Origin of the sequence: Paenibacillus sp. RC84, assembly GCF_041260495.1 — a bacterium.
Lineage (GTDB): Bacteria > Bacillota > Bacilli > Paenibacillales > NBRC-103111 > Paenibacillus_F.
Map to the genome: position 1 here is coordinate 292,640 of NZ_JBGBYL010000009.1, position 19,439 is coordinate 312,078.

The 19,439-nt window shown below is 56.4% G+C and carries 21 protein-coding genes; 19 read left to right on the forward strand and 2 right to left on the reverse strand.

Features of this window, described 5'->3' with window-relative positions; all coding sequences use genetic code 11:
* Positions 1 to 6 precede the first annotated feature (6 nt).
* The 18 genes from ABH899_RS21240 (at position 7) to ABH899_RS21325 (ending at position 17,036) form a co-directional block, all read left to right on the forward strand.
* A complete protein-coding gene (locus tag ABH899_RS21240; RefSeq protein ID WP_370000321.1) occupies positions 7 to 1,104 on the forward strand; it encodes an aminopeptidase in 1,098 nt (365 codons plus the stop codon).
* A 15-nt stretch (positions 1,105 to 1,119) separates the two neighbouring features.
* Complete coding sequence (locus tag ABH899_RS21245) at positions 1,120 to 2,286, forward strand: glycosyltransferase (RefSeq protein WP_370000324.1); 1,167 nt, start codon at positions 1,120 to 1,122, stop codon at positions 2,284 to 2,286.
* Positions 2,287 to 2,298: 12 nt separating this feature from the next.
* On the forward strand, positions 2,299 to 2,532 hold the full coding sequence (locus ABH899_RS21250) for a phosphopantetheine-binding protein (RefSeq protein ID WP_370000325.1): 234 nt from the start codon (positions 2,299 to 2,301) through the stop codon (positions 2,530 to 2,532).
* A 98-nt stretch (positions 2,533 to 2,630) separates the two neighbouring features.
* Positions 2,631 to 3,422, forward strand: a complete 792-nt coding sequence (locus ABH899_RS21255) for a phytanoyl-CoA dioxygenase family protein (RefSeq protein ID WP_370000328.1) — start codon at positions 2,631 to 2,633, stop codon at positions 3,420 to 3,422.
* A 16-nt stretch (positions 3,423 to 3,438) separates the two neighbouring features.
* Positions 3,439 to 4,872 carry a class I adenylate-forming enzyme family protein gene (locus ABH899_RS21260; protein WP_370000331.1) on the forward strand — a complete coding sequence of 478 codons (1,434 nt, stop codon included), beginning with the start codon at positions 3,439 to 3,441 and terminating at the stop codon, positions 4,870 to 4,872.
* 4 nt (positions 4,873 to 4,876) lie between these two features.
* Positions 4,877 to 6,202, forward strand: coding sequence for an aminotransferase family protein (locus ABH899_RS21265; RefSeq protein ID WP_370000334.1), 1,326 nt, complete (start codon positions 4,877 to 4,879; stop codon positions 6,200 to 6,202).
* 5 nt (positions 6,203 to 6,207) lie between these two features.
* Positions 6,208 to 6,960, forward strand: a complete 753-nt coding sequence (locus ABH899_RS21270; protein ID WP_370000337.1) for a class I SAM-dependent methyltransferase — start codon at positions 6,208 to 6,210, stop codon at positions 6,958 to 6,960.
* 16 nt (positions 6,961 to 6,976) lie between these two features.
* The gene (locus tag ABH899_RS21275) at positions 6,977 to 7,339 is read left to right on the forward strand and encodes a cupin domain-containing protein (protein WP_370000340.1); all 363 of its coding nucleotides are present in this window, start codon (positions 6,977 to 6,979) and stop codon (positions 7,337 to 7,339) included.
* Positions 7,340 to 7,356: 17 nt separating this feature from the next.
* Complete coding sequence (locus tag ABH899_RS21280) at positions 7,357 to 8,448, forward strand: methyltransferase (RefSeq protein ID WP_370000343.1); 1,092 nt, start codon at positions 7,357 to 7,359, stop codon at positions 8,446 to 8,448.
* Between the two features lie 3 nt (positions 8,449 to 8,451).
* The gene (locus tag ABH899_RS21285; RefSeq protein WP_370000346.1) at positions 8,452 to 9,156 is read left to right on the forward strand and encodes a helix-turn-helix transcriptional regulator; all 705 of its coding nucleotides are present in this window, start codon (positions 8,452 to 8,454) and stop codon (positions 9,154 to 9,156) included.
* Positions 9,157 to 9,201: 45 nt separating this feature from the next.
* On the forward strand, positions 9,202 to 10,053 hold the full coding sequence (locus ABH899_RS21290; RefSeq protein ID WP_370000348.1) for a tetratricopeptide repeat protein: 852 nt from the start codon (positions 9,202 to 9,204) through the stop codon (positions 10,051 to 10,053).
* Positions 10,050 to 11,297, forward strand: a complete 1,248-nt coding sequence (locus ABH899_RS21295; protein ID WP_370000351.1) for a beta-ketoacyl-[acyl-carrier-protein] synthase family protein — start codon at positions 10,050 to 10,052, stop codon at positions 11,295 to 11,297. The genes ABH899_RS21290 and ABH899_RS21295 overlap by 4 nt, the downstream gene beginning before the upstream one ends.
* A gap of 13 nt (positions 11,298 to 11,310) precedes the next feature.
* Complete coding sequence (locus tag ABH899_RS21300) at positions 11,311 to 12,138, forward strand: beta-ketoacyl synthase N-terminal-like domain-containing protein (protein ID WP_370000353.1); 828 nt, start codon at positions 11,311 to 11,313, stop codon at positions 12,136 to 12,138.
* Between the two features lie 36 nt (positions 12,139 to 12,174).
* Positions 12,175 to 13,443 (forward strand): beta-ketoacyl synthase N-terminal-like domain-containing protein, encoded by a 1,269-nt coding sequence (locus tag ABH899_RS21305; protein WP_370000356.1) that lies wholly within the window; start codon positions 12,175 to 12,177, stop codon positions 13,441 to 13,443.
* A gap of 8 nt (positions 13,444 to 13,451) precedes the next feature.
* Positions 13,452 to 14,201, forward strand: a complete 750-nt coding sequence (locus tag ABH899_RS21310) for an SDR family oxidoreductase (RefSeq protein WP_009677181.1) — start codon at positions 13,452 to 13,454, stop codon at positions 14,199 to 14,201.
* 14 nt (positions 14,202 to 14,215) lie between these two features.
* Positions 14,216 to 14,479: an acyl carrier protein gene (locus ABH899_RS21315; RefSeq protein WP_009677204.1), complete on the forward strand. Its 264-nt coding sequence runs from the start codon at positions 14,216 to 14,218 to the stop codon at positions 14,477 to 14,479.
* A 40-nt stretch (positions 14,480 to 14,519) separates the two neighbouring features.
* Positions 14,520 to 16,250: a CRTAC1 family protein gene (locus ABH899_RS21320; protein WP_009677202.1), complete on the forward strand. Its 1,731-nt coding sequence runs from the start codon at positions 14,520 to 14,522 to the stop codon at positions 16,248 to 16,250.
* Positions 16,251 to 17,036, forward strand: coding sequence for an RnfABCDGE type electron transport complex subunit D (locus ABH899_RS21325; protein WP_370000359.1), 786 nt, complete (start codon positions 16,251 to 16,253; stop codon positions 17,034 to 17,036).
* 145 nt (positions 17,037 to 17,181) lie between these two features.
* Here ABH899_RS21325 and ABH899_RS21330 read toward each other — a convergent pair whose 3' ends face one another.
* Both ABH899_RS21330 and lexA read right to left on the reverse strand, forming a co-directional pair.
* Positions 17,182 to 17,382 (reverse strand): hypothetical protein, encoded by a 201-nt coding sequence (locus ABH899_RS21330; RefSeq protein WP_009677182.1) that lies wholly within the window; start codon positions 17,380 to 17,382, stop codon positions 17,182 to 17,184.
* Between the two features lie 106 nt (positions 17,383 to 17,488).
* Entirely contained in the window at positions 17,489 to 18,322 is an 834-nt protein-coding gene (gene lexA / locus ABH899_RS21335; protein WP_370000361.1) for a transcriptional repressor LexA, read from the reverse strand.
* 381 nt (positions 18,323 to 18,703) lie between these two features.
* On the opposite strand from lexA, the gene ABH899_RS21340 reads away from it, so the two are divergent.
* Entirely contained in the window at positions 18,704 to 19,351 is a 648-nt protein-coding gene (locus ABH899_RS21340) for a helix-turn-helix transcriptional regulator (RefSeq protein ID WP_370000363.1), read from the forward strand.
* The last annotated feature ends 88 nt before the right edge of the window (positions 19,352 to 19,439 follow it).

A 19,439-nucleotide genomic window follows, 5' to 3' on the forward strand; every position in this document is an offset into this window, starting at 1 on the left:
TGAATCATGAAAGAAGAGTTCAAGCGGATTGCGGACACGATCGTCAGCCATTCTCTGAGGCTTCGTCCGGGGGAAAAAGTGGTAGTCAAAGTCCGCGGAGATGCGGCGGACTTGACCGAAAGCCTGATCGCGCGCATCTACGAGGCCGGAGCGGTTCCTTTCTTGCAGACAACGGACGTCGAGGAACTTAAATGGCTGCTGGCGGGAGCCTCCGAGGAACAGATCCGCCAGTGGGCGGAGCATGACCTGGGCCTTGTCGACGCGATGGACGCGTACATCGGGATTCACTCGGAAGCAAATACCTTCGAAATGGAAGATGCGGACCAGACGCGCTACGGCTATTACGTGAAGCATTATCTTCAGCCTCTGACAATGACGATGGCGTCCAAGCCCAAATGGGTGCTGCTCCGTTATCCTACCCCGGGAATGGCCCAGCAGGCGGGCATCGGAACCTCGAAGCTCCGGCAAATCTACGCCTCGTCCTGCCTGATGGATTACGGGGGGCTCCAAGAAAAGGCGGAGCCGCTCCGGAAGCTGCTCGGGCGGACAAGCCGTATCCGTATCGTCTCGCCCGGGACGGATTTGTCTTTCTCCGTGAAAGGCGTTCCCTCTTTCCTGTGCGACGGCCGCTACAATCTTCCCGACGGAGAGCTGTTTACGGCGCCGGTGGCCGGCTCGGCGGAAGGCCGGATCACGTTCAATGTGCCGACAAGCTGCATGGGCAAAACGCTCGATTCCGTCGCGCTCACGTTCCGGCAGGGCAAAGTGACCGAATGGTCGGCGGACGATACCGAAGCGCTGAGCGGCATTTTAAAGACGGACGAGGGAGCTTCGCGTCCGGGCGAATTCGGCATCGGGCTGAATCCCCATATCCGACAACCCATGCGCAGCCTGCTTTTCGACGAAAAGATGGCGGGAAGTATTCATCTTGCCTTGGGACAAGCCTACGAGATGGCCGATAACGGGAACACCTCGGGTATACATTGGGATCTCGTTTTATGCCAGCTCGAAGCCTATGGAGGCGGCGAACTTTATTTTGACGACATTCTGATCCGTAAGAACGGTTATTTCGTTGTGCCGGAATTGGAACCGTTAAATCCTTGAACGGGAGGGAAGCGGATGGCTCACCTGTTTATCGCGGTCCAGAGGGTTCTGGGACATGTAATTCCGGCCTTGGCTATCGGACAGCAGCTTAAGAAGAAGGGGCATAAAGTCACGCTGGTTACCCACCCCGCCAATAAGGAGCTGGCTGTCCGTGCGGGACTGGCCTTCCTGCCGGCGGAATGGGGAAAATTTCCGGAGAAGTTTATTTATGAACAGGCCCAGGAAATGGATGCGCTGCTTGCCGGCCGGGAAGTCGACTGGATGATTTGCGATTCTTCCCAAGCGGCCCCGGCTTATGCGGCGGAGAAAAGAGGAATCCCCTGGATCAGCCTCCAAACGACGGTTCCTTATCCCGAAGAAGCGCTTCCCGGCAGCCAGACCGTCTTTAACCGGCTGAGGCAGAGCTACGCCCGGGAGCTGAACGGGGTCAGGATGAGACTGGGACTGCCGCCGCTTACCGATGACAGGAGAACGCGGGGAGATCTGGCGGGGCTGTCTCCCCGGCTTCATCTGGTCAACGTCCATGCCGCGCTGTACCCGGAGGAAGGCGGCATTCCGGAACAGTCCGTGTTTACCGGGAGCTGCACGCTTGAGTCCGGAGACCGTGACCGCGTAACCGAGGCGTCCCGGTTAGAGGCGGAACCGTGCCCGGGCCGTCCCGTTGTTCTCGTCTGCGCTTCCTCGACGGAACGGCATGATTCCAGGGAGGTCATGAACCGCTATATCGGCGCGGCCGTGAGTCTGTCGGAGGAGAATTCATTTCATCTGATCGTTGCGGAACATAAGCCGTACGAAGGGAAGCGGCCTCTGCCTCCCCATGTCAGCTGGATAACGGCTTATCCCAATCACGATCTTCTGCTGCCCCGTGCGGACGCTGTCATTACGCATGGAGGCTGCGGCACCGTACAGTCCGTCATGAGGTACGGCGTTCCCATGGTTGTGATTCCTCTCGCATCCGACCAGCATCTTCTGGCCCGGACATGTGAACGCCTCGGAATCGCCCTGACAGTCGGCCCGGAGGAAGCGGGACGCGGGCGGATCGGACAGGCGCTGCACAGCCTGCTGGCGGAGGGAAACCCGTATACACCGCGGGCCAAGGAACTGGCTGCGATTATGGGGCGGGACAACCCGAACGAAACGGCCGTCTGCGCCATCGAACAAGTTCTGCAAAATAATTCGTAAAGGATGAAGCGCATGTTGACCGGAGAAGCGGCACTGGAAGTCATTCAGAAAATCGGCGAGCTCGATAACGTGGATATGGATACCAATTTTCTGGAAAAAGGAATAGATTCCGTTAAGATCGTTGAAATTCTGATTGAGTTCGAAATGATGTTCAATATCGACGTTCTGGACGATCAGCTGAATCTGGACGAACTGTCGACTCCCAAACACATTCAGGATTACGTAAACGGAATTATCGCCAAGTAGCGCAGAGCCGCCAGGAAAGCCGAGTAACTCCCCCCTTCGACCCTCTATGCTTAAAGAGAGAAGGGGAACGTTCCCCTCTAAACGGGAGGAGGGGTACATTGAGCAAGGGAATCATGACAGGCGAAATGATGGAGCACTACAGGGAAAATGGATTCGCGGTCATTCCCGGGGTGTTTTCGCCGGACGAGGCGGAAGAGGTCAAGCGGGCCTTGAAAGAAGTATGGACGCGGGGCATCCGCAGCCGCACGATCCTGCAAAGCCTGGTATTTCCGCTGGAAAGCTTATTCCCACCCTTGAGGAATGTGCATCAGAGCCATGAGGCTCTCAGACGGTTCTCGCTCGATTCCAGAGCCTTCGGGACGGCTGCGCGGCTGCTCGGCGAGAATGCGCTGCTTGTAGGAACGACGGGGTTTTATAAATGTCCGGGGGCCAAGCAGCTGCCCCTGCACCAGGACAATTACGATATCGGGGCCGAGCCTGCTCCGGGCTGCGCGTTCTGGGTGTCCCTCGACGGGGCGTCCTCGGAAAACGGAGGGCTTCGGATGGTTCCGGGCAGTCACCGCCTGGGTCTGCTGAAACCTCGGGCTCCGGGCAGCCGTTCCACCTACGGGCAGTCGGTTCCGGTTCCCGATCGTCACACGGAGGTCGACCTGACCACCAAGCCCGGAGACGTGGTGGTGTTTAACGGCTACACCGTCCACGGCTCCCATGCGAACCGGACCCGGTACGGGTTCAGGAATTCTCTCGTGATGCATTTCGTCGGCGAAAGCGTCAGAAGTCTTTTTGTGCAGAACAGGGAACTTCTCAATTCGGCCGGCGATAACATATTCAGACCCGTCAACAAATCTCACAGCGTAAAAAGGTTGTTTCTGAACACGGATTCCGACTAAACGGGGAGGAGCGGGGATGGATGCAAAGTTATTTTTCCGTCAGCTACTTGACCATTCTGGCCTATGCGCAGTGGATGGAACTCATGAAGTCACCTACAGCCGAATAACGGAGCTTGCGCAGAGTCATGCGAGGATGCTGAAAATAGCCGGACTCGCGGCCGATCCAAACCGCGGACAGCGGACCGTCGCCATCGACGTTTCCGTCGGCTGGAGAGCGATCCCGCTGTTTCTGGCGGCTCTGAGGCAGAAAGTCACCCTCGTTCCGGTCGATCCCGCCAAAAATCCCGGTTTGACCGAAAATGTGCTGAGCTGGATCAAGCCGGAGCTGTATATCACACCGGCGCTTCTAAACGAAGACGGCGAGCTTCTCCCCGGGCTTAAGCCGGTAACGGCTTCACCCAGAGAAGAGCTGCGGGACGTCGCGGTCGTCCTGTACACGTCGGGGACGACCGGCCGGCCCAAAGGCGTCATGCTGACCTACGGCAACATTTGGTCGAACGTCGGCAGCATCCTGGGCTACTTCAAGCCGGCTCCGGAGGACAGGCTTTATCTGTTCCGGCCGCTTACTTACGCTTCGGCCTTTACAGGCGAGCTGTTGCCGTCCTTATTCGGGGGAGCGGCCGTTTACTTCCGGCCCCCGGATACGAATCCGCTGAGCACGATGAAGAGCATCCAGCGGGACGGCATTACCATTCTCGGCACAACGCCCACCGTCGCCGCCACCTTCGCCCGTTTCCGGAAACGGTTCGATTTCGGCAGCCTCCGCTGCCTCATGCTGAGTGGGGAGTGTCTGACCGTCAGACAGGCGGAGCTCATTGCCGAAGCGTTTCCGGGCGCGGCTGTCTGGAACGCCTACGGACTTACCGAGGCTTCGCCCCGGATCAGTTGTCTGACCGAGGAGGGCGCCTTCCTGAACCGGAAGGGCTGCGTCGGCAGACCTTTGGCGGGCGTCGAGGTGAAGGTGCGGGCGGAGGACACGGAGGGAAGGGCTGCCGAGGAAGGCGAGGAAGGCGTCCTGTACGTGCGGGGACCGAACGTCATGAAAGGCTACTACGGGGATCCGGCCGCGACCTCGCTGAAAATCAAGGGCGGCTGGCTGAGGACGGGCGACCGGGCCGTAATCCGGGAAGGCGACATCTATATTCTCGGAAGAGCCGATTCCCTGATCATCCGGGGAGGAGTCAATATGGACCCGAGCGAGATCGAAAGCGAGCTGATGAAGCTCCGGGGAATCAAGGAAGCGCTCGTTTTTGCGGATTATTCCGAAGACCGGACGAGAGTTCATGCCTGGATCACTTGTGAACATGGGGTCCTGATGACACAAATCCGTTCGACGATCATACACGAGATCAAAGATTCCCGCTTGTGGCCGGATGTGATCGAAATGAAAGAGGAGCTTCCGAAGACGGCCAGTGGAAAGCTGATTCGTCCAATCCAATCTTTGAGGTGAGTTCATGCACAAAAGCTATCCGGTCGTCCATCCGTTTACATGGATGCCTCCCAGCGGCACACTAACGACGGACACCTGGCTCGAGCAGGTAACCTGTCTGGAGCGGGGAGACGGTTCCTGGGTGTACGACACGCAGGGCAAAGCCTATCTGTATACGACTACGGCGGTTCCCACGGTAGGGCTTTCCAACTGGCGGGTCATCCAGGCGATGAAGGAACAGATGGAACGACTGAGCTTCGCGTCGACCTGCGCCCAGACGCACGACCTGGTCGAGCCGCTGGCGGACAAACTGCTCCGCCTCTGCGGCAGCCGGTATGCCAAGGTGTTCTTTACCAACGACGGATCGGGGGCCGTGGAAACGGCAATGCGTCTCATCCGGCAGCATTTCATCTCCCGCGGGGAGGCGAAGCGGGACAAGTTTATTTCATTCGACGGAAACTTTCACGGAACAACCTACGGCTCCGGTTCGGTTACCCATCTGGGCATCCGGGAAATGTTCGGAAGAGGCCTCGATGATTGCTTGTGCGCTCCCGCGCCTAATTTGTACAGGCCTCCGGCGGCGGCTTCTTCTCCCGAAAGTGCGGCGGACTTCTGCCTGAAGGAGCTGGAGCGCCTGATTGGGGAAGCGGGCCCCGAGACGATCGCCGCCGTTCTTGTGGAGCCGATTCAGGCGGTGAACGGAGTGGTTCTTATGCCGGAGCCGTTTTTTTCACAAGTCAGGGCTTTGACGCGGCAATACGGCATTGCGGTGATTTCGGATGAAGTTACGACGGGACTGGGCAGAACGGGACACTGGTCCTTGAGCGAGAAATACGGGCTGGAGCCGGATGTTCTTGCCGTATCCAAAGGATTGACCGGCGGTTATTTCCCGATGGGGGCCGTGCTGATGTCGGGCGAGCTGGACGACAGTTTGTTCGGAAGCGGCGGCATCCTGCTTCACGGCTCGACGCAGTGCGGACATCCGGTCGGCTGCGCGGCGGCTCTGGAGGTGCTGGAAATCATCGAGCAGGACGGACTGCCGGATCATGCGGCCGTGCGCGGACAGGGGCTTCTGGATGATTTTGCGGACGCGCTGGCCGGTCATCCGAACGTGGGCGATATCCGGGGGATGGGCCTTATGCTTGCGCTTGAATTCGTGAAGGACAAGGCGACCAAAGAGCCGGTCGATTTCGAATGGGGGCGCCGGTTGTCCGGGCATCTCCACGACGAAGGCATAATGGGCAATTATTTCAACGGCATTCTTCTTATGTATCCGCCCCTGAATGTCAGCGGGGAAGAATGCGACTTTCTCGTTCACGGGGTGACGAGAGCATTACGGCGAATGGGGTGAAGACAGTGGCGGCAAGAGAGCACTGGCACGACTTTTTCGGGAAGGACTATCTCCTTTTCTCGGAAGTGATTCTGAATGAAGAGCGTACCCGTTTCGAAATCGGGCAGCTTTTGTCCTTGCTGAATCTGCCGGAAGGCGCGTCCATTCTCGACCTGGGCTGCGGACAAGGCCGGATCAGCGTCCCTCTCGCTCTGAGGGGGTACCAAGTGACGGGTATCGACGCGTCGGATACGCTGCTGGACGAGGCGCGGCGGCGGGCTCAGGCATCCGGAGCCGAGGCGGTGTTCAAGTCTCTGGATATGAGAGAGCTTGATTTCGCGGACGAATTCGATGCGGTTCTTAATCTCGGCACGGCATTCGGGTATCTGGAAAACGAAGAAGAGAATCAAGACATTCTGCATCGTGTCTACCGCGCTCTAAAACCGGGGGGACAGTTGATTCAGGAAACGGAAAACCGGGACTTCAAGCTTCTTTACAGCGCGAAAAAAACGTGGGACATGATGAACGGCTGTCCCGTATGGTCGCAGCGGGATTTCGACAGCGTAACCGGCAGATGGAACGAAGAGATGACGTGGTTTGACAATGGGGAGCTCAAGTCATCCCGGTTGAACCTGCGTTTGTATACGGCCGCCGAGCTGCTGCGGCTGCACGGTAATGCGGGACTGGACGTCAAGGGAATATACGGAGGCTTCGATTTGTCTCCGCTTACGACCTCAAGTCCGCGGATGCTGCTTCATCTGGAGAAAAAAACGGATTAATCCGGGAGGGTTCTAGATGGAAATCGAAAATAAACACAAGCTCATTAAATGGGAAGAAATGAACTGGGAGCCGGGCATTTATGAAAACACCGAGATGAGCTACCTGTACGAAGACGAGCAGGGCAGATTGTGCTTTCTGGTTAAACTTCATCCCGGAAGCTTCATTCCCATGCACGACCACCCGAGAAGAGAATTCGCCTACCTGATCAAAGGCGATCTTATTTTAAACGAGAACGAAGTGATGAAAGAAGGCGATTTCCTTACGGCGGGCCTGGCGGAATCCCATGACGTCCGCACCGAGAACGGCGCGCTGCTATACGTCTTCATCGACTATCATGTGATCCGGCAGCGGATCGTTGAGATCGAGACCACATCGTAAGGCTGGGAGGAACAGGGGTGAGTGGTGTTACGACCGTTAAGACGGCTTTGTTTAACGAAACCTATCATGCGGCCTATGAATATGTATCGGATTTTACGGCCTTTACCCTTTTGAACGCAATGAAGGCGGGGGGCATCGACCTGAACGGCCCGGTGCGGGAGAGCAGGCTGCTTTCTCAGATCGCCTGTTCGGAAGAGAACAGGCCGCTGTTGAACTGGGCTCTTCATTTTTTGGAGCAGCAGGAGTTCGTCGGGAAGACGACCGGGCCCGGAGGCACAGCGGTCCTGACACTCACGGCCAAAGGCAGAGAGTGGACGAATCCGGGCAATCCGTTCCCGGCCGTGCACGTGGCCCCCTCCCTGAAGCTAATCGAATACGCGGGGACATTCTGGCTGCGGGCCATCCGGGGAGAGGTTCAGCCTCAGCACAGGCTGTTTAACCGCGAAGGCATCGCCCTGTGGGAAGTGTATTTCCACAATGCGCATGACTTGTACGCGGTACACAACCAGTGGGCAGCGGAGGAGCTGGCGGATCTGATTCCCGCGGAATCCTGCACAATCCTGGAGCTCGGTACAGGTTTCGGTTCGGCAACACGCGCTCTGCTGACGGAAATCCGCCTCCGGTCGAAATTCGTCGAGGAGTACACCGTCTCGGACGCCAGCAGACTGCTCGCCGCGAAAGCCGGCCGGATGCTCGAAGGAGAGCTCCCCCCGCACAAGCTCCGCCAGCTGACACTGGATATCAACGAGGTGAAGAGCGGCGGGGAGACGTACGACTTTATCTATGCCGTCAATGTCATGCACTGCGCGGAGGATCTGGCTCTTTCACTGGACGCGCTGCGCCGGCTGCTGAAACCGGGAGGAACGATCGTGTTGTCCGAGTGTGTGAGGGAGCATTACCGGTCCAGGCTGCATCAGGAGTTTATTTTCTCACTGCTGCCCGATTTTAAGCCGGTCGGCGGAGCGGACGGGGACACGTCCTGTTTCGGGTTTCTCCGCCCGGAGGACTGGTGGGAGGTCATGCAAGCCGCGGGCTTCCGGGACATCTGCGTCAAGATGAACGAAGGGCCGGTCCGCGGCGCGATTATAACCGGAAGCCGGGAGGGCTAGCCTATGATCGTGTTCTGGGACAGGGAAGCCGGCAGGGATGCGGGGGATAGCGACCCGGCGGACAGCGATCCGCTTGATTCCCGCAATACGCCCGCTGCGGCTTATGTGGCCGACGGATTGATTCTGCACGTCGGAACGGCGGAAGATGCCCGCAGGCAGGCCACGGCCGGAAGCTGCGAGGCGCTTGTCGTTCTCACGGAGAACGAGCGGGTGGAGACCGGCGAATTGCCTGCGGACGCTTCCGTTCCGGTGTATGTTTTTACGAAGGCGGACAAGCAGTCGCGGTTTGTGATCCAGCTTCTGTTTCACTATCTGGCGTCGATCCAGAGCCATGTCTTCTCGAGAAAGACTTTCGCGGGTGCCGGACCCGACACGGAGATGGATTGGGAGCGCGTGCTTAAGCACATCCAGGACAACCTGGGCACGGGAGAGCTCTCTCTGGAGAGCGTGGCCAAAGAATGCTACGTATGCAAATGGCAGTTTTCGAAACGGTTTAAAAAACAATTCGGCATCACCTTCCGCGACTATCTGATCGAACAGCGGATCGGGGAGGCCAAGAAACTGCTCGTAAAAGGACACTCCGTTACGGATGCCTGTTACGCCGTGGGATACGGAGACATGACCCATTTCGGAAGAATCTTCCGCAAGAAGGTCGGTGTGAGTCCTTCCGATTACCGCAAGCATTATTACAGCCAGTTTATTTTATGAAAGTCTAAGGGAGATCCCAAACAAGTCAAAGCGAGGGGGAACCGTATGAGAAAAAGATGGCAGTTCTTGCTTGTCGTTCTGATTGTGGCAGGACTATTAACGGAATTTTATTATTACTGGAATCGGCCGTACAAGCTTCCACCGGTATCCGACGGTATGCGGCTTGCGGAGTATAATCTTGCGTTCGAGAAAGAAAAAGCCGCAGCCGGCGGCCAGGCGCTGGGAAGCGCAGAAGAATTGCAGAAAAAGGTCGCCGCCGAACCGGATAACCTGGCCTACGGCAATGCGCTCCGGATAACGATGGGCAAAGAAGGCCGGATCGATGCCTTCGTATCGTTTATGAAATCGTTGGAGCAGCCCCCGGCAAGAGCCAAGCTGCAGCTGGCGCTGGCTTACGTGGACCAGATGCAGAACGAGTCTCTGGGAACCGCCTCTCTCGGACAAATATCTGTTCATTCCATTGAATTGATGAATGAGGTGCTGGAGAAGGACCCTTACGACTGGCTGGCTCATTATGCCCGCGGAATCAATAATCTGTACTGGCCGGTGGGCTTGCAGCGGATCGATAAGTCCATTCAGGATCTGTCCTTCTGTCTGGCTGTCACGAAAAAGTTCGAACAGGACCATCCTTTCTACATGTGGACGCTGGCGTACACGGCACTGGGGGATGCATTGGTTAAAAAAGGCGAGGTCGGCGACGGCATGAAGATTTGGAAAGAGGGACATCAAGCTCATCCGGATGATCCGGCCCTGAAGGAGCGGGCGCAAGCCTCCAAGGAGCAGGCAGTCGAGATTGTCGTGCGTGAGCGGGGCATGGATCAGTTTCAGCGGCCGGAACCGGGAATCAGCGACCTCAGCCCCATTTGGAATCCCATGAAAGAAGGGCAGGGCAAATGAACCAAGCAGGCTATGCACCCGAAGAACGATCCCGTCAAGCGGGTCAACCGGCAGTGGTAACGGGCTTGGGAGTCGTAACTTCGATCGGAACGGATGAGGCATCCTTCTGGAGAAATCTGCTGCGGGGAGAGACGGGCGTCAAACCGATCACGGTGTTTGACGTGGAGAAGCATACGAACCGGATGGGCTGCCAGATCGACGACATCCCCCTCTCCGAATACGCTCCGGACGCTCTCCAAAAATCGGGAAGAGCGACGCGGATACTGATGCCCGCCATCGAGCAGGCTCTGTGGAATGCGGGGCTCGATAAGCCTGCGCTTTCCCGCTGCCGGGTCGGGCTCTGCGTAGGCACCACGATGGGAGATATCGACCCGCTCGAAGGCGCCATTCAAGGGAAGCGCAGCGAGGCGTTCGGAGGGCCGCATGTCATAACGGAGCAGATCAGTCGGCTGCTCGGATTGAGGGGTCCCGTATGGACGTTCACCAACGCTTGCGCAGCGGGTAATTTCGCCATCGCCAGAGCCATGGACGAGATTGCGTCCGGCAGAGCGGACGTGATGATCGCCTGCGGAGCGGATTCGCTGTCCTGGGTCGCTTTTACGGGATTCAGCAGCCTGCGCGCCATGGCGCCCGACCGCTGCCGGCCCTTCGACGTTCGCCGGAAAGGGCTCCTCCTCGGGGAAGGGGCGGGCGTGCTAGTCATCGAATCGCAAGCTCATGCGCAGGCGCGCCGGATACGTCCGCGGGCCGGGCTGCTCGGGTACGGGATGAGCTGCGACGCTCATCACATTACCCAGCCCGATCCGCAGGGGGAAGGCGCCGTGCGGGCCATGCGCGCCGCTTTGAAGATGGCGGCGGTCCCGGCGTCCGCCGTCGATTATGTGAGCCTGCACGGAACGGGCACCCAGGCGAACGACAAGATGGAAGCGGCCGCTTTGTCGGTCGTCTTCAAGGAGACGCGTCTTCCGGCTGCCAGCTCGATTAAAGGCCACATCGGCCATACGCTGGGCGCGGCGAGCGCGATTGAAGCGGTGATGAGTGTGAAATGCCTGGAAGAAGGGGTGGCTCCGCCGACGCTTAATCTGGAGCAGCCCGATCCGGCTTGCCCGGTCCCTGTTCTCATGAAGGAACCCGCGCCCGGCAGGTACCGTACCGTTTTGTCGAATTCCTACGCGTTCGGAGGAGTAAACTCCTCGATTGTTCTGTCCGCCGTTCATGGACAGCGGCCGGAAAACTTGGAATAAGGGGGGAATAGCGGTGCCGCAGTTCATTTATTTAAGCGGGTGCGGGTATTACATGGCCCCCAGCTTTGCGGCGATTGTCGAACGTCCGGACAGCCGGCCTCCGGCTGAAGATTCGGACGACGAGACTTTGTCTTCCCGGATCGAAGATGAACCGGAGGATGCGGCAGGGGGTCTTAGAGGGCTGAAAAGGCATTCCAGAGCCGTCCGGCTGGCCTGTCTGGCCATCAAGGAGGCGCTGCAAATGGCCTCGATTCCGGGGCACGTCCCGGATGGGAAGAGAAACGACATCGGCGTGGTTGTCGGAACCAACGACGCGAATCTGGAAGCCATCGACCGGCTGCAGCAGGAGGCGGAAACGTACGGGGTGAACAACACGAACCCGGGTCTGTTTCCGGAAACCGTACTGAATGTAATAGCCGGCCAGGCATCCATCTACTTCGGGCTCGGCGGCCCCAATGTCACGATATCGGGCGGGGACTTCTCCTCGGTGAAGTCGCTGCAGTACGCGGCCGACATGCTGGAGTCGGGCCGTGCTTCCCAAGTGGCGGTCTGCATCGTAAGGCTGCTGCCGCCCGCCGTCTTCGAGGGAAGCATCCGGTACCGGGCAGCCAGGGAGTCCGTCGTAGCTTTGGTGCTGTCCCGGATGCCTTCCGGGGGGGACGGCCTCAAGCTTCGCGTAGCAAGCGGAACGGACCTGCCGGATGCGGCCGCAACCCGCGTGACCGACGAGCAGCTTCCGGCGGTTCTGGCTGTCAGGCTCAGAAGCGGGGAGCTTCCGTCCGGAACGTCCGTGATTTATGCGGATGCCGGCCCGGAGGGGCTGCTTGCCGTCGAGTTTTAAATCCGTGCAAATCCGCATCGTTAAGAGGAGATAACCGTGAAGAATACTAGCGTTCTGGTTACGGGAACGAACATGTTGTGTTCCCTGGGCATGACCAATCAAGAGGTATGGGAAGCCGCACTGTCCGATTCGGTACCGGAGCCGTCCCGCCGCTCCTATCCTTTTCCGGACGGCAACCGCCTGGAATATCCGGTCTTTTCTCTGCCGGATTTCGACCTGTCCGATTGGCTGGAAGAGAAGAGTGTGCGGTGGCTTGCGGAAAATCATCTGCTGGACGACCGGGACTTCTGCATGCTGCTTCTGTCCATCCGGCAGGCGCTTGACGATGCCTCTTTCCGGATAACCGGAGACAGCAGAATCGGGCTCGTTATCGGTCACGAGAATCTGGGCGCCGTGAAGCTGACGGATAAATTCATCCGTTATCAGGATGCCGCCTCACAGAAGGACCAAGCGGAAAAAACGCCGCTTTTCAACGAGTTCCGGCGTGAATTTTTTAATATCCAGACTTTTCCCTACTTGTTTTACCTGGCACAGCTGCTGGGGGTGAACGGCCCGGGCTATGTCGTAAACAATGCGTGCGCCTCGGGTTTGTATGCGCTGGAGCTGGGGAGGATGCTTATTGCGAGCGGCAGCGCCGATCTCGTTATCGTCGCCTGTTCGGACTACGCGCACGCATCGGAGTATTTGTGGCTGCAGGAGAAGGGGTTTGTTTCCGGACAGATGAAAATCAGACCGTTTGACCTGCATAGGGACGGCTCCATTCTTGGGGACGGTGCGGGCACGATCATTCTCGAATCGGCCGAGCATGCAGCGGGGAGGCCGGCAGAGCCGCTGGCGGTTTACCGCGGAGGGGCCTTCCTCCAGGAACACTGGCATATGACGCTTCCGGACGTTTCGAGGCACTCCTACGCGTCGGTCATCACGGAGGCCGCCGGACACGGCACGGCTCCGGAAATCGACGTTATCGTACCGCACGGGTCAGGCAGTACTCTGTGGGACCGGTACGAAGCGAACGAAATCCATCGCGCTTTCGGCCGTCTGAACCGGCCTGTTCCGGCCGTAACCTCCTTCAAGGGGTATTTCGGGCATTTGCTGGGAGCGAGCGCCATGATCGAAACGGTACTGCTTCTGCACTGCATGAAGAAAGAGATTCTGCTTCGTACGCTGAATTACGAACAAGCCGATCCAAGGGTGCAGCTTCCCGTTCAGACGCTAACCGCGCACCGCAAAACGGCTTCCGCCTTAAAATCGGTACCCGCTTACGGCGGATTCCACGCGGCCGTGCTGTTCAACAAGCCGGATTAGGAGGAACTATGGCCACGACGACTTACAGTTTTACAGGAAAAACGATTTTGGTGACCGGGGGGTCCCGGGGGATCGGCAGGGCCGTCGTCAAACAGCTGGCTTCGGCAGGCGCTCGCGTAGTCTTCACCTACTCGAAGGACCGGCAGGCGGCAGAAACGCTTCTGGATGAAACGGGGAATGACTTATCGCGTGTCTCTTGCGTGCAGGCGGACTTTACAGACAAGCTTGCCGTCGCAAGAATGGTCGCAAACCTGCTGGAAGAGGGTCCCGTGCATGGAGTCGTCAACAACGCCGGAATTTTGCAGGATACGCCGATGTACCGGATGACCGACGAGCAGTGGGACACCGTCCTTCAGGTGAACCTTACCTCCCTGCATATCATTTTGAAAAACCTCATCCGTCCCCTTGCCGCTTCAAGGGGGAGCGTGGTGAACCTCTCCTCCGTGACCGGAATTGCCGGAGCGGCCGGACAAACCAATTATGCCGCCTCCAAGGCGGGCGTCATCGGACTGACCAAGGCGCTTGCCAAGGAAGCGGGGCCTCTGGGCATACGGGTAAACGCCGTTGCTCCCGGGTTTATCGGCACCGACATGCTGGAATCCATTCCCGCCCGCCGCAAGCGGGACCTGGAAAAGGACATCCCGCTGAGAAGACTGGGAACGCCTGAAGAGGCGGCCTCCGCCGTCCTTTTCCTTCTCTCGGATGCGGCTTCTTATATGAACGGCGCCGTGCTGGTTGTGGACGGAGGATTACTTTGAAAAGGAGAACTGTCATGAACGTTAAAGCTGTGAAATCCCGCATTATCGAAGTAACGGTGAGTCTTCTGGATTCTACGGAGCCGATGGAAGAACTGGACGCCGACGCTTTCCTGCGGAAACCCCTGCCCGAAATCGGAATTGATTCTCTGGCTGTCCTGGAGCTCGTGGTTACCCTGGAAAGAGAATTCGGCGTAAGAATGACGGAGGACGATCTCGGCGGCATCGCTACACTGGAGGATATTCTGACCTTTATTACAGGCAGGGCGGGACAAAGCTAAGCCGGATCTCATTATGAACGGATGGGGAGATGGAGAGTACATGCAGGTTAAACCTTTGAGCAAAATGCTGCTTGCCGTGTCGGCGCTGCTTCTGACGGCCACCGGCTGCGGCGCCGGGCAGAACCGGACGGATTTCGGCTTTTCGTTGAAGGAGACCACACAGGCTTCCGGCGTCAAATTCACCCACAGCAAGCCGACATTCGACTCCAAAGTGGCGAACATTATGCCTTGGATGGCTTCGACCGGAGCGGGCGTGTTTACGGCGGACTATGATGGGGACGGTTTTATGGACCTTTACTTCGTAAACTCCGCCAAAGGCTCCAAGAACGCTCTGTTCCACAACAATGGAGACGGCACCTTTACCGAAACGGCCGAATCCGCCGGGCTTGCGGATGTAAACAAGGACGGAATCTCGGAAGCGGCCGTGTGGTTCGATTACGACAACAGTGGGTATCCCAGCCTGTTCGTCGGTTCTTGGGGCAAAAGCCGCCTGTTTCACAATAACGGGAACGGGACTTTTACGGAAGTCACGGATCAGGCGGGGGTTGGATACAAGGGCTATGTCAACAAGGCGATCGTCCTCGATTACAACAAAGACGGCAATCTGGATCTGTACCTGTCTTGTTATTTTCATGAAAAGAACGACCTGTGGAATTTGACGACGACGAAGATTATGCATAACGATTTCGAGAGGGCGCGCAACGGCGGCCGTAACGTGCTGTACCGCAATAACGGGGACGGTACATTCACGGACGTCACCGCGGAGCTCGGGGTGGGCGATACAGGCTGGACCCTCGCTTCCGGGACATGGGACGTGAACAACGACGGCTGGCCGGATATCTACAATGCCAACGATTTCGGTCCCGATACCCTGTATTTGAACGAAGAGGGCAAGAAGTTTACGGCTGTGGTTCAACCGAGGGGAATCGGAGATGATACCTTCAAAGGAATGAACGTCGATTTCGCGGATATTTTCCATGACGGCAAGCCGGCCATGTACGTCAGCAACGTCAGCAAATCCCAGTATATTCTGGAAGGCAATCAGCTGTGGCACGAGAAGGACGGCCAGTTTATCGACCGCGGGAAAGAAATGGGCGTCAATTTGGCCGGCTTCTCCTGGGGCGCCCGTTTTATGGATCTGGACAACAGCGGCAAGTCGAGTCTGGTCGTACAGACGGGGTTTGTTTCCGCCAGCAAGAAGAAAGATTACTGGTTCGATCTCGGGACACTCGCAACGACACCGGGCAATATCGTCGAGGATACGAAGAATTGGCCGGCTTTCGCAGACAAGAGTCTTTCCGGCTATGAGAACAAGTTTCTTTTTTACCCGCAGGGAAATAAATTTACGGATATAGCGGGGCAGGTCGGGCTTGACTTCGTGGAAGACGGACGCGGCATCTCGGCGGTAGACATCCGCAACCAAGGCAAGCTCGACCTTGTGTTCGCCAATCAGGGCGGGCCGGCCAGAGTTTACGAGAATACCGTCACCAATCAGAACAATTGGATCAAGCTGGATTTGATCGGCACGGCGCCGAGCAGCCGGGACGCGATAGGGGCGAGGGTGACTTTTGAAGTGAACGGAGTCGAAACGGTCATGGAAAAAGACGGAGCCAACAGCTTCGGCGGCCAGAGCGATCCGCGCCTGCACTTCGGCCTCGGCAAGGCGGATAAAGCGGACAAGATCACGGTGCGCTGGCCCAGCGGAAGAGTGGAGCAGTTCCGGGACGTTCCCAAAAACCAGATTTTGAGACTGACCGAAAAGAAGGACTAGATGAGCAAAGATCCGAGACTGTATATTTTGGCGTTTTTGTTGTCCTTTGTTGCCGCAGGCCAGCTGTTTCTCGGTTTTTTTCAGAGATGGGACTCTTTTTTCGCGTCTGTGCTTACAGCGGTCGCTCTTGAATTTATTCTGGTCGGCTGGCTGAAGAAAAAGTGGGCGTTCCCCTTGAGCGCCCTGATTACGGGTATCGGAATCAGTCTGCTGCTCAGCTCCTATGCCGTATGGCCTTATGTCCTGACAGCCGTCCTGGCTGTCACGATCAAGCAGTTCGTAAGGCTGCGGGGCGCCCACATTTTCAACCCGAACAATGTCGCGATGGTGATCATGCTGATCGCTCTGCCCGCCTATGCCGTGAGTACTCCGAAACAATGGACCAACGGGATCGAGGTCATGAGCCTCATTATGATTCTCGGTCTCTTCGCGGCCTATAAAGCGAAACGGCTGGACTCCGTCCTGGCTTTTATCGGGGGTTTTTCCTTCTTTGCTGCTATAAGAGTCGGATTTTTCGGAGAACCGGTCCTGTACGCCTTCGGTCCGATGATGGGGGCATCCTTTCAGCTTTTTTCCTTCTTTATGATCACGGATCCCAAAACGACGCCGCCGACCCGGAAAGCGAGGATTCTGTTCGCCTTTCTAATTGCCTTTACGGATGCCTGGCTGCGTGTGAATCAAATAACGAATTCGCAGTTTTACGCTTCATTTCTGGTCACGCTCCTGCTCGGGGTGCCTTACAGGCTGCTGGCCAATAAAGCGGGGAAAACGGGCATTCCCGTCTAAACCGTCTAAAGACGCAGCGGCAAGGCAGAGGACTTTCCTCCGGAAGAGGAGAGCCGCTGTATGGCCGGCTGTTAACACGCCAAAAAGTCCGGGGGAGGCGGCTCCGTTTGGAGCTTCCGTTGTCCCCCGGACTTTTTCTAGGTGGCTACTCCACATAGCGTTTCTCGGCGCCCAAATGCCTGGCGATACAGGCTGCGCTGCAGAACCAGTCCCGGTCGAAGTCCCAATTCTTCTCTCCGGCGTAAATCGGGCTGCGGCATCTGTCGAATGCGCACTCCGTAACTTGACTGGGTTCCTCTGCCTGACGGTCCGGCAGTCCGACTTCAAATCGATCCAACGACGGCAAGTCGAGCCCTCCATTCATCCGTTATGAAACTAGGATACGATGACGGAGGTCGGCGGGACTCCTCGTTTGTTGCCGGCTGTACGGCGTTTGTTGATGTCCGGCCGGTTTATTCGGCGTCCCGCAGCACGCTCACGACTTTGCCCAGTATGCTGACGTTAACCGGATAGAGAGGCTGAAAGCGATCGTTGGCGGGTTGAAGCCTGACCCGGTTGGATTCTTTGAAGAAGGTTTTCACCGTCGCTTCTTCACCGTCGATCAACGCGACGATCACTTCCCCGTTGTCCGCCCATAACTGTTGACGGACGAGCACCAGGTCGCCGTTCTCGATTCCTTTGTTGATCATGCTTTCCCCTTGAATCCGCAGGATGAAATGTTTTCCCTGGCCCACCAGATTTTTGGGAACGCTGAAATACTCTTCGATATTCTCCGCAGCCAGGATCGGACTGCCCGCCGTAACTTTACCGATCAGGGGAAGCCGGACGTAATACTCCGCGGAGAGCGAAGCTTCACGGAGTTCGCTGTCCGGTTGGATGGAAGCGGCTCGCACCTTCCCGGACCGGTACAGCTCACCCGGCGTCTGAGCCCGGTTCTTGCTTGCAAGATGAGCGGCCATCGTCTGGAGGAGGACAAAATCTTCCTCCTCAAGCTGCTCGGCGACATCATACAAGGCATCTATGTGTGGATGGCTCTTCTCGGAAGGAGGGAAGGGGATCAAGGTTGAAGGAAAATCAGGAATCTTACCTGTCATTAGCCAATCAAGAGAAACGTTGAATTGTTTGGAAATGGAGATCAATGCTCTAGCAGTAGGGGTCGATTTTTTTTTGCCATTTTCCCAATCACTGATGTTTCCCGGAGAAACTCCGATCATAGCGGCCATCTTGGCCATGGTCAAGTTGTGCTTTAACCGCAGCTCTTTAATGCGATGATTAATTTCATTCATTTGCAAGCCCCCAATTCGGCATATTCCAGAACAATCAACAAACATATGTTCTAATAGTATATCAAACATTAGTTTTAGAAAATAGCTATTTATTCCTGTATTACAAATACTCAAAAATACGCATTTTCGAATTTTATCCTTGTTTTCACACGCATAAGCGTATATAATTTGTTTTACCAGTTTCATCCAAAATAAATTGAATATTTATGTTTAACTTTTTCTAGGGATGTGAAACTTCATGACAAAAAAAGACGGATAGGTGACAATTCAAGCAGATCAACGACAAAGTTTTATTGGTAAAATTTATTTCAGAAGCACTTAATCAGCTAATTTATCATTTTGGACTAATTTATGAAAAATTCACCAACTATCAAGAGGGGGATGAACGAAGTGGATTTGCTGGTCTTTGTACATAAAGCCGAGAGATGTAAAGATTACCTGGCGGATTTGCTGCTTCTTTCCAAAAAAGTGAAGTTGACCGAGTTTGTCGATTTTAACTCCGCTCTCCAACTGGTCAAGCAGGCGCACTATAAACTGATCGTGTTTCTTACATTCGAGCCGTCTTTTCCGAAAACCTGGAATGTGAACGAGCTGAGAATCAACAGTCCTCTGCTCGCGTTAGCAGGAGCCGATAAAATCAGCTTATCTTCCTTGATATCTCTGATTGATATGGTGGCCCAGAATGAAGAAGTTTCCCATGATAACCGGCTTTTCGCGGAATCGCTGGCCTACATCGACGAAAACATATGCGAGAACGATCTGAATCTCGAGAAAGTCGCTTCGCAAATTTATGTCAGCCGGTGCCACTATTCCCGGATGTTTCAGAAGTATGTGGGTACGGGCTTCAAAGAATATGTGATGAATAAGCGCATCCAGAAAGCGAAGCTTCTTTTGAAAAGAGGAGAGCCCGTAACAGACGTCTGTTTCTCGGTAGGTTATAACGATTTGACTCATTTCGGCAGAATTTTCAAAAGGAAGGTGGGGGTAAACCCGTCCGTCTATAGATTGAGCAAAGCCGCTTCGCAATAAGAAGAAAAAGGAGGGAAATGAAAAAACAAGGAAGACGCTGCCTTTTACAGACGCGTCAACCGTTTCAGCCACAAGGAAAGCGGAGGAG

Coding starts and splice junctions, on each gene's coding strand:
- ABH899_RS21320 (WP_009677202.1), top strand. CDS start 14,520: ATGCAGGTTAAACCTTTGAGCAAAATGCTGCTTGCCGTGTCGGCGCTG.
- ABH899_RS21340 (WP_370000363.1), top strand. CDS start 18,704: ATGAACGAAGTGGATTTGCTGGTCTTTGTACATAAAGCCGAGAGATGT.
- ABH899_RS21265 (WP_370000334.1), top strand. CDS start 4,877: ATGCACAAAAGCTATCCGGTCGTCCATCCGTTTACATGGATGCCTCCC.
- ABH899_RS21250 (WP_370000325.1), top strand. CDS start 2,299: ATGTTGACCGGAGAAGCGGCACTGGAAGTCATTCAGAAAATCGGCGAG.
- ABH899_RS21295 (WP_370000351.1), top strand. CDS start 10,050: ATGAACCAAGCAGGCTATGCACCCGAAGAACGATCCCGTCAAGCGGGT.
- ABH899_RS21315 (WP_009677204.1), top strand. CDS start 14,216: ATGAACGTTAAAGCTGTGAAATCCCGCATTATCGAAGTAACGGTGAGT.
- ABH899_RS21245 (WP_370000324.1), top strand. CDS start 1,120: ATGGCTCACCTGTTTATCGCGGTCCAGAGGGTTCTGGGACATGTAATT.
- ABH899_RS21240 (WP_370000321.1), top strand. CDS start 7: ATGAAAGAAGAGTTCAAGCGGATTGCGGACACGATCGTCAGCCATTCT.
- ABH899_RS21310 (WP_009677181.1), top strand. CDS start 13,452: ATGGCCACGACGACTTACAGTTTTACAGGAAAAACGATTTTGGTGACC.
- lexA (WP_370000361.1), bottom strand. CDS start 18,322: ATGAATGAAATTAATCATCGCATTAAAGAGCTGCGGTTAAAGCACAAC.
- ABH899_RS21260 (WP_370000331.1), top strand. CDS start 3,439: ATGGATGCAAAGTTATTTTTCCGTCAGCTACTTGACCATTCTGGCCTA.
- ABH899_RS21285 (WP_370000346.1), top strand. CDS start 8,452: ATGATCGTGTTCTGGGACAGGGAAGCCGGCAGGGATGCGGGGGATAGC.
- ABH899_RS21325 (WP_370000359.1), top strand. CDS start 16,251: ATGAGCAAAGATCCGAGACTGTATATTTTGGCGTTTTTGTTGTCCTTT.
- ABH899_RS21275 (WP_370000340.1), top strand. CDS start 6,977: ATGGAAATCGAAAATAAACACAAGCTCATTAAATGGGAAGAAATGAAC.
- ABH899_RS21290 (WP_370000348.1), top strand. CDS start 9,202: ATGAGAAAAAGATGGCAGTTCTTGCTTGTCGTTCTGATTGTGGCAGGA.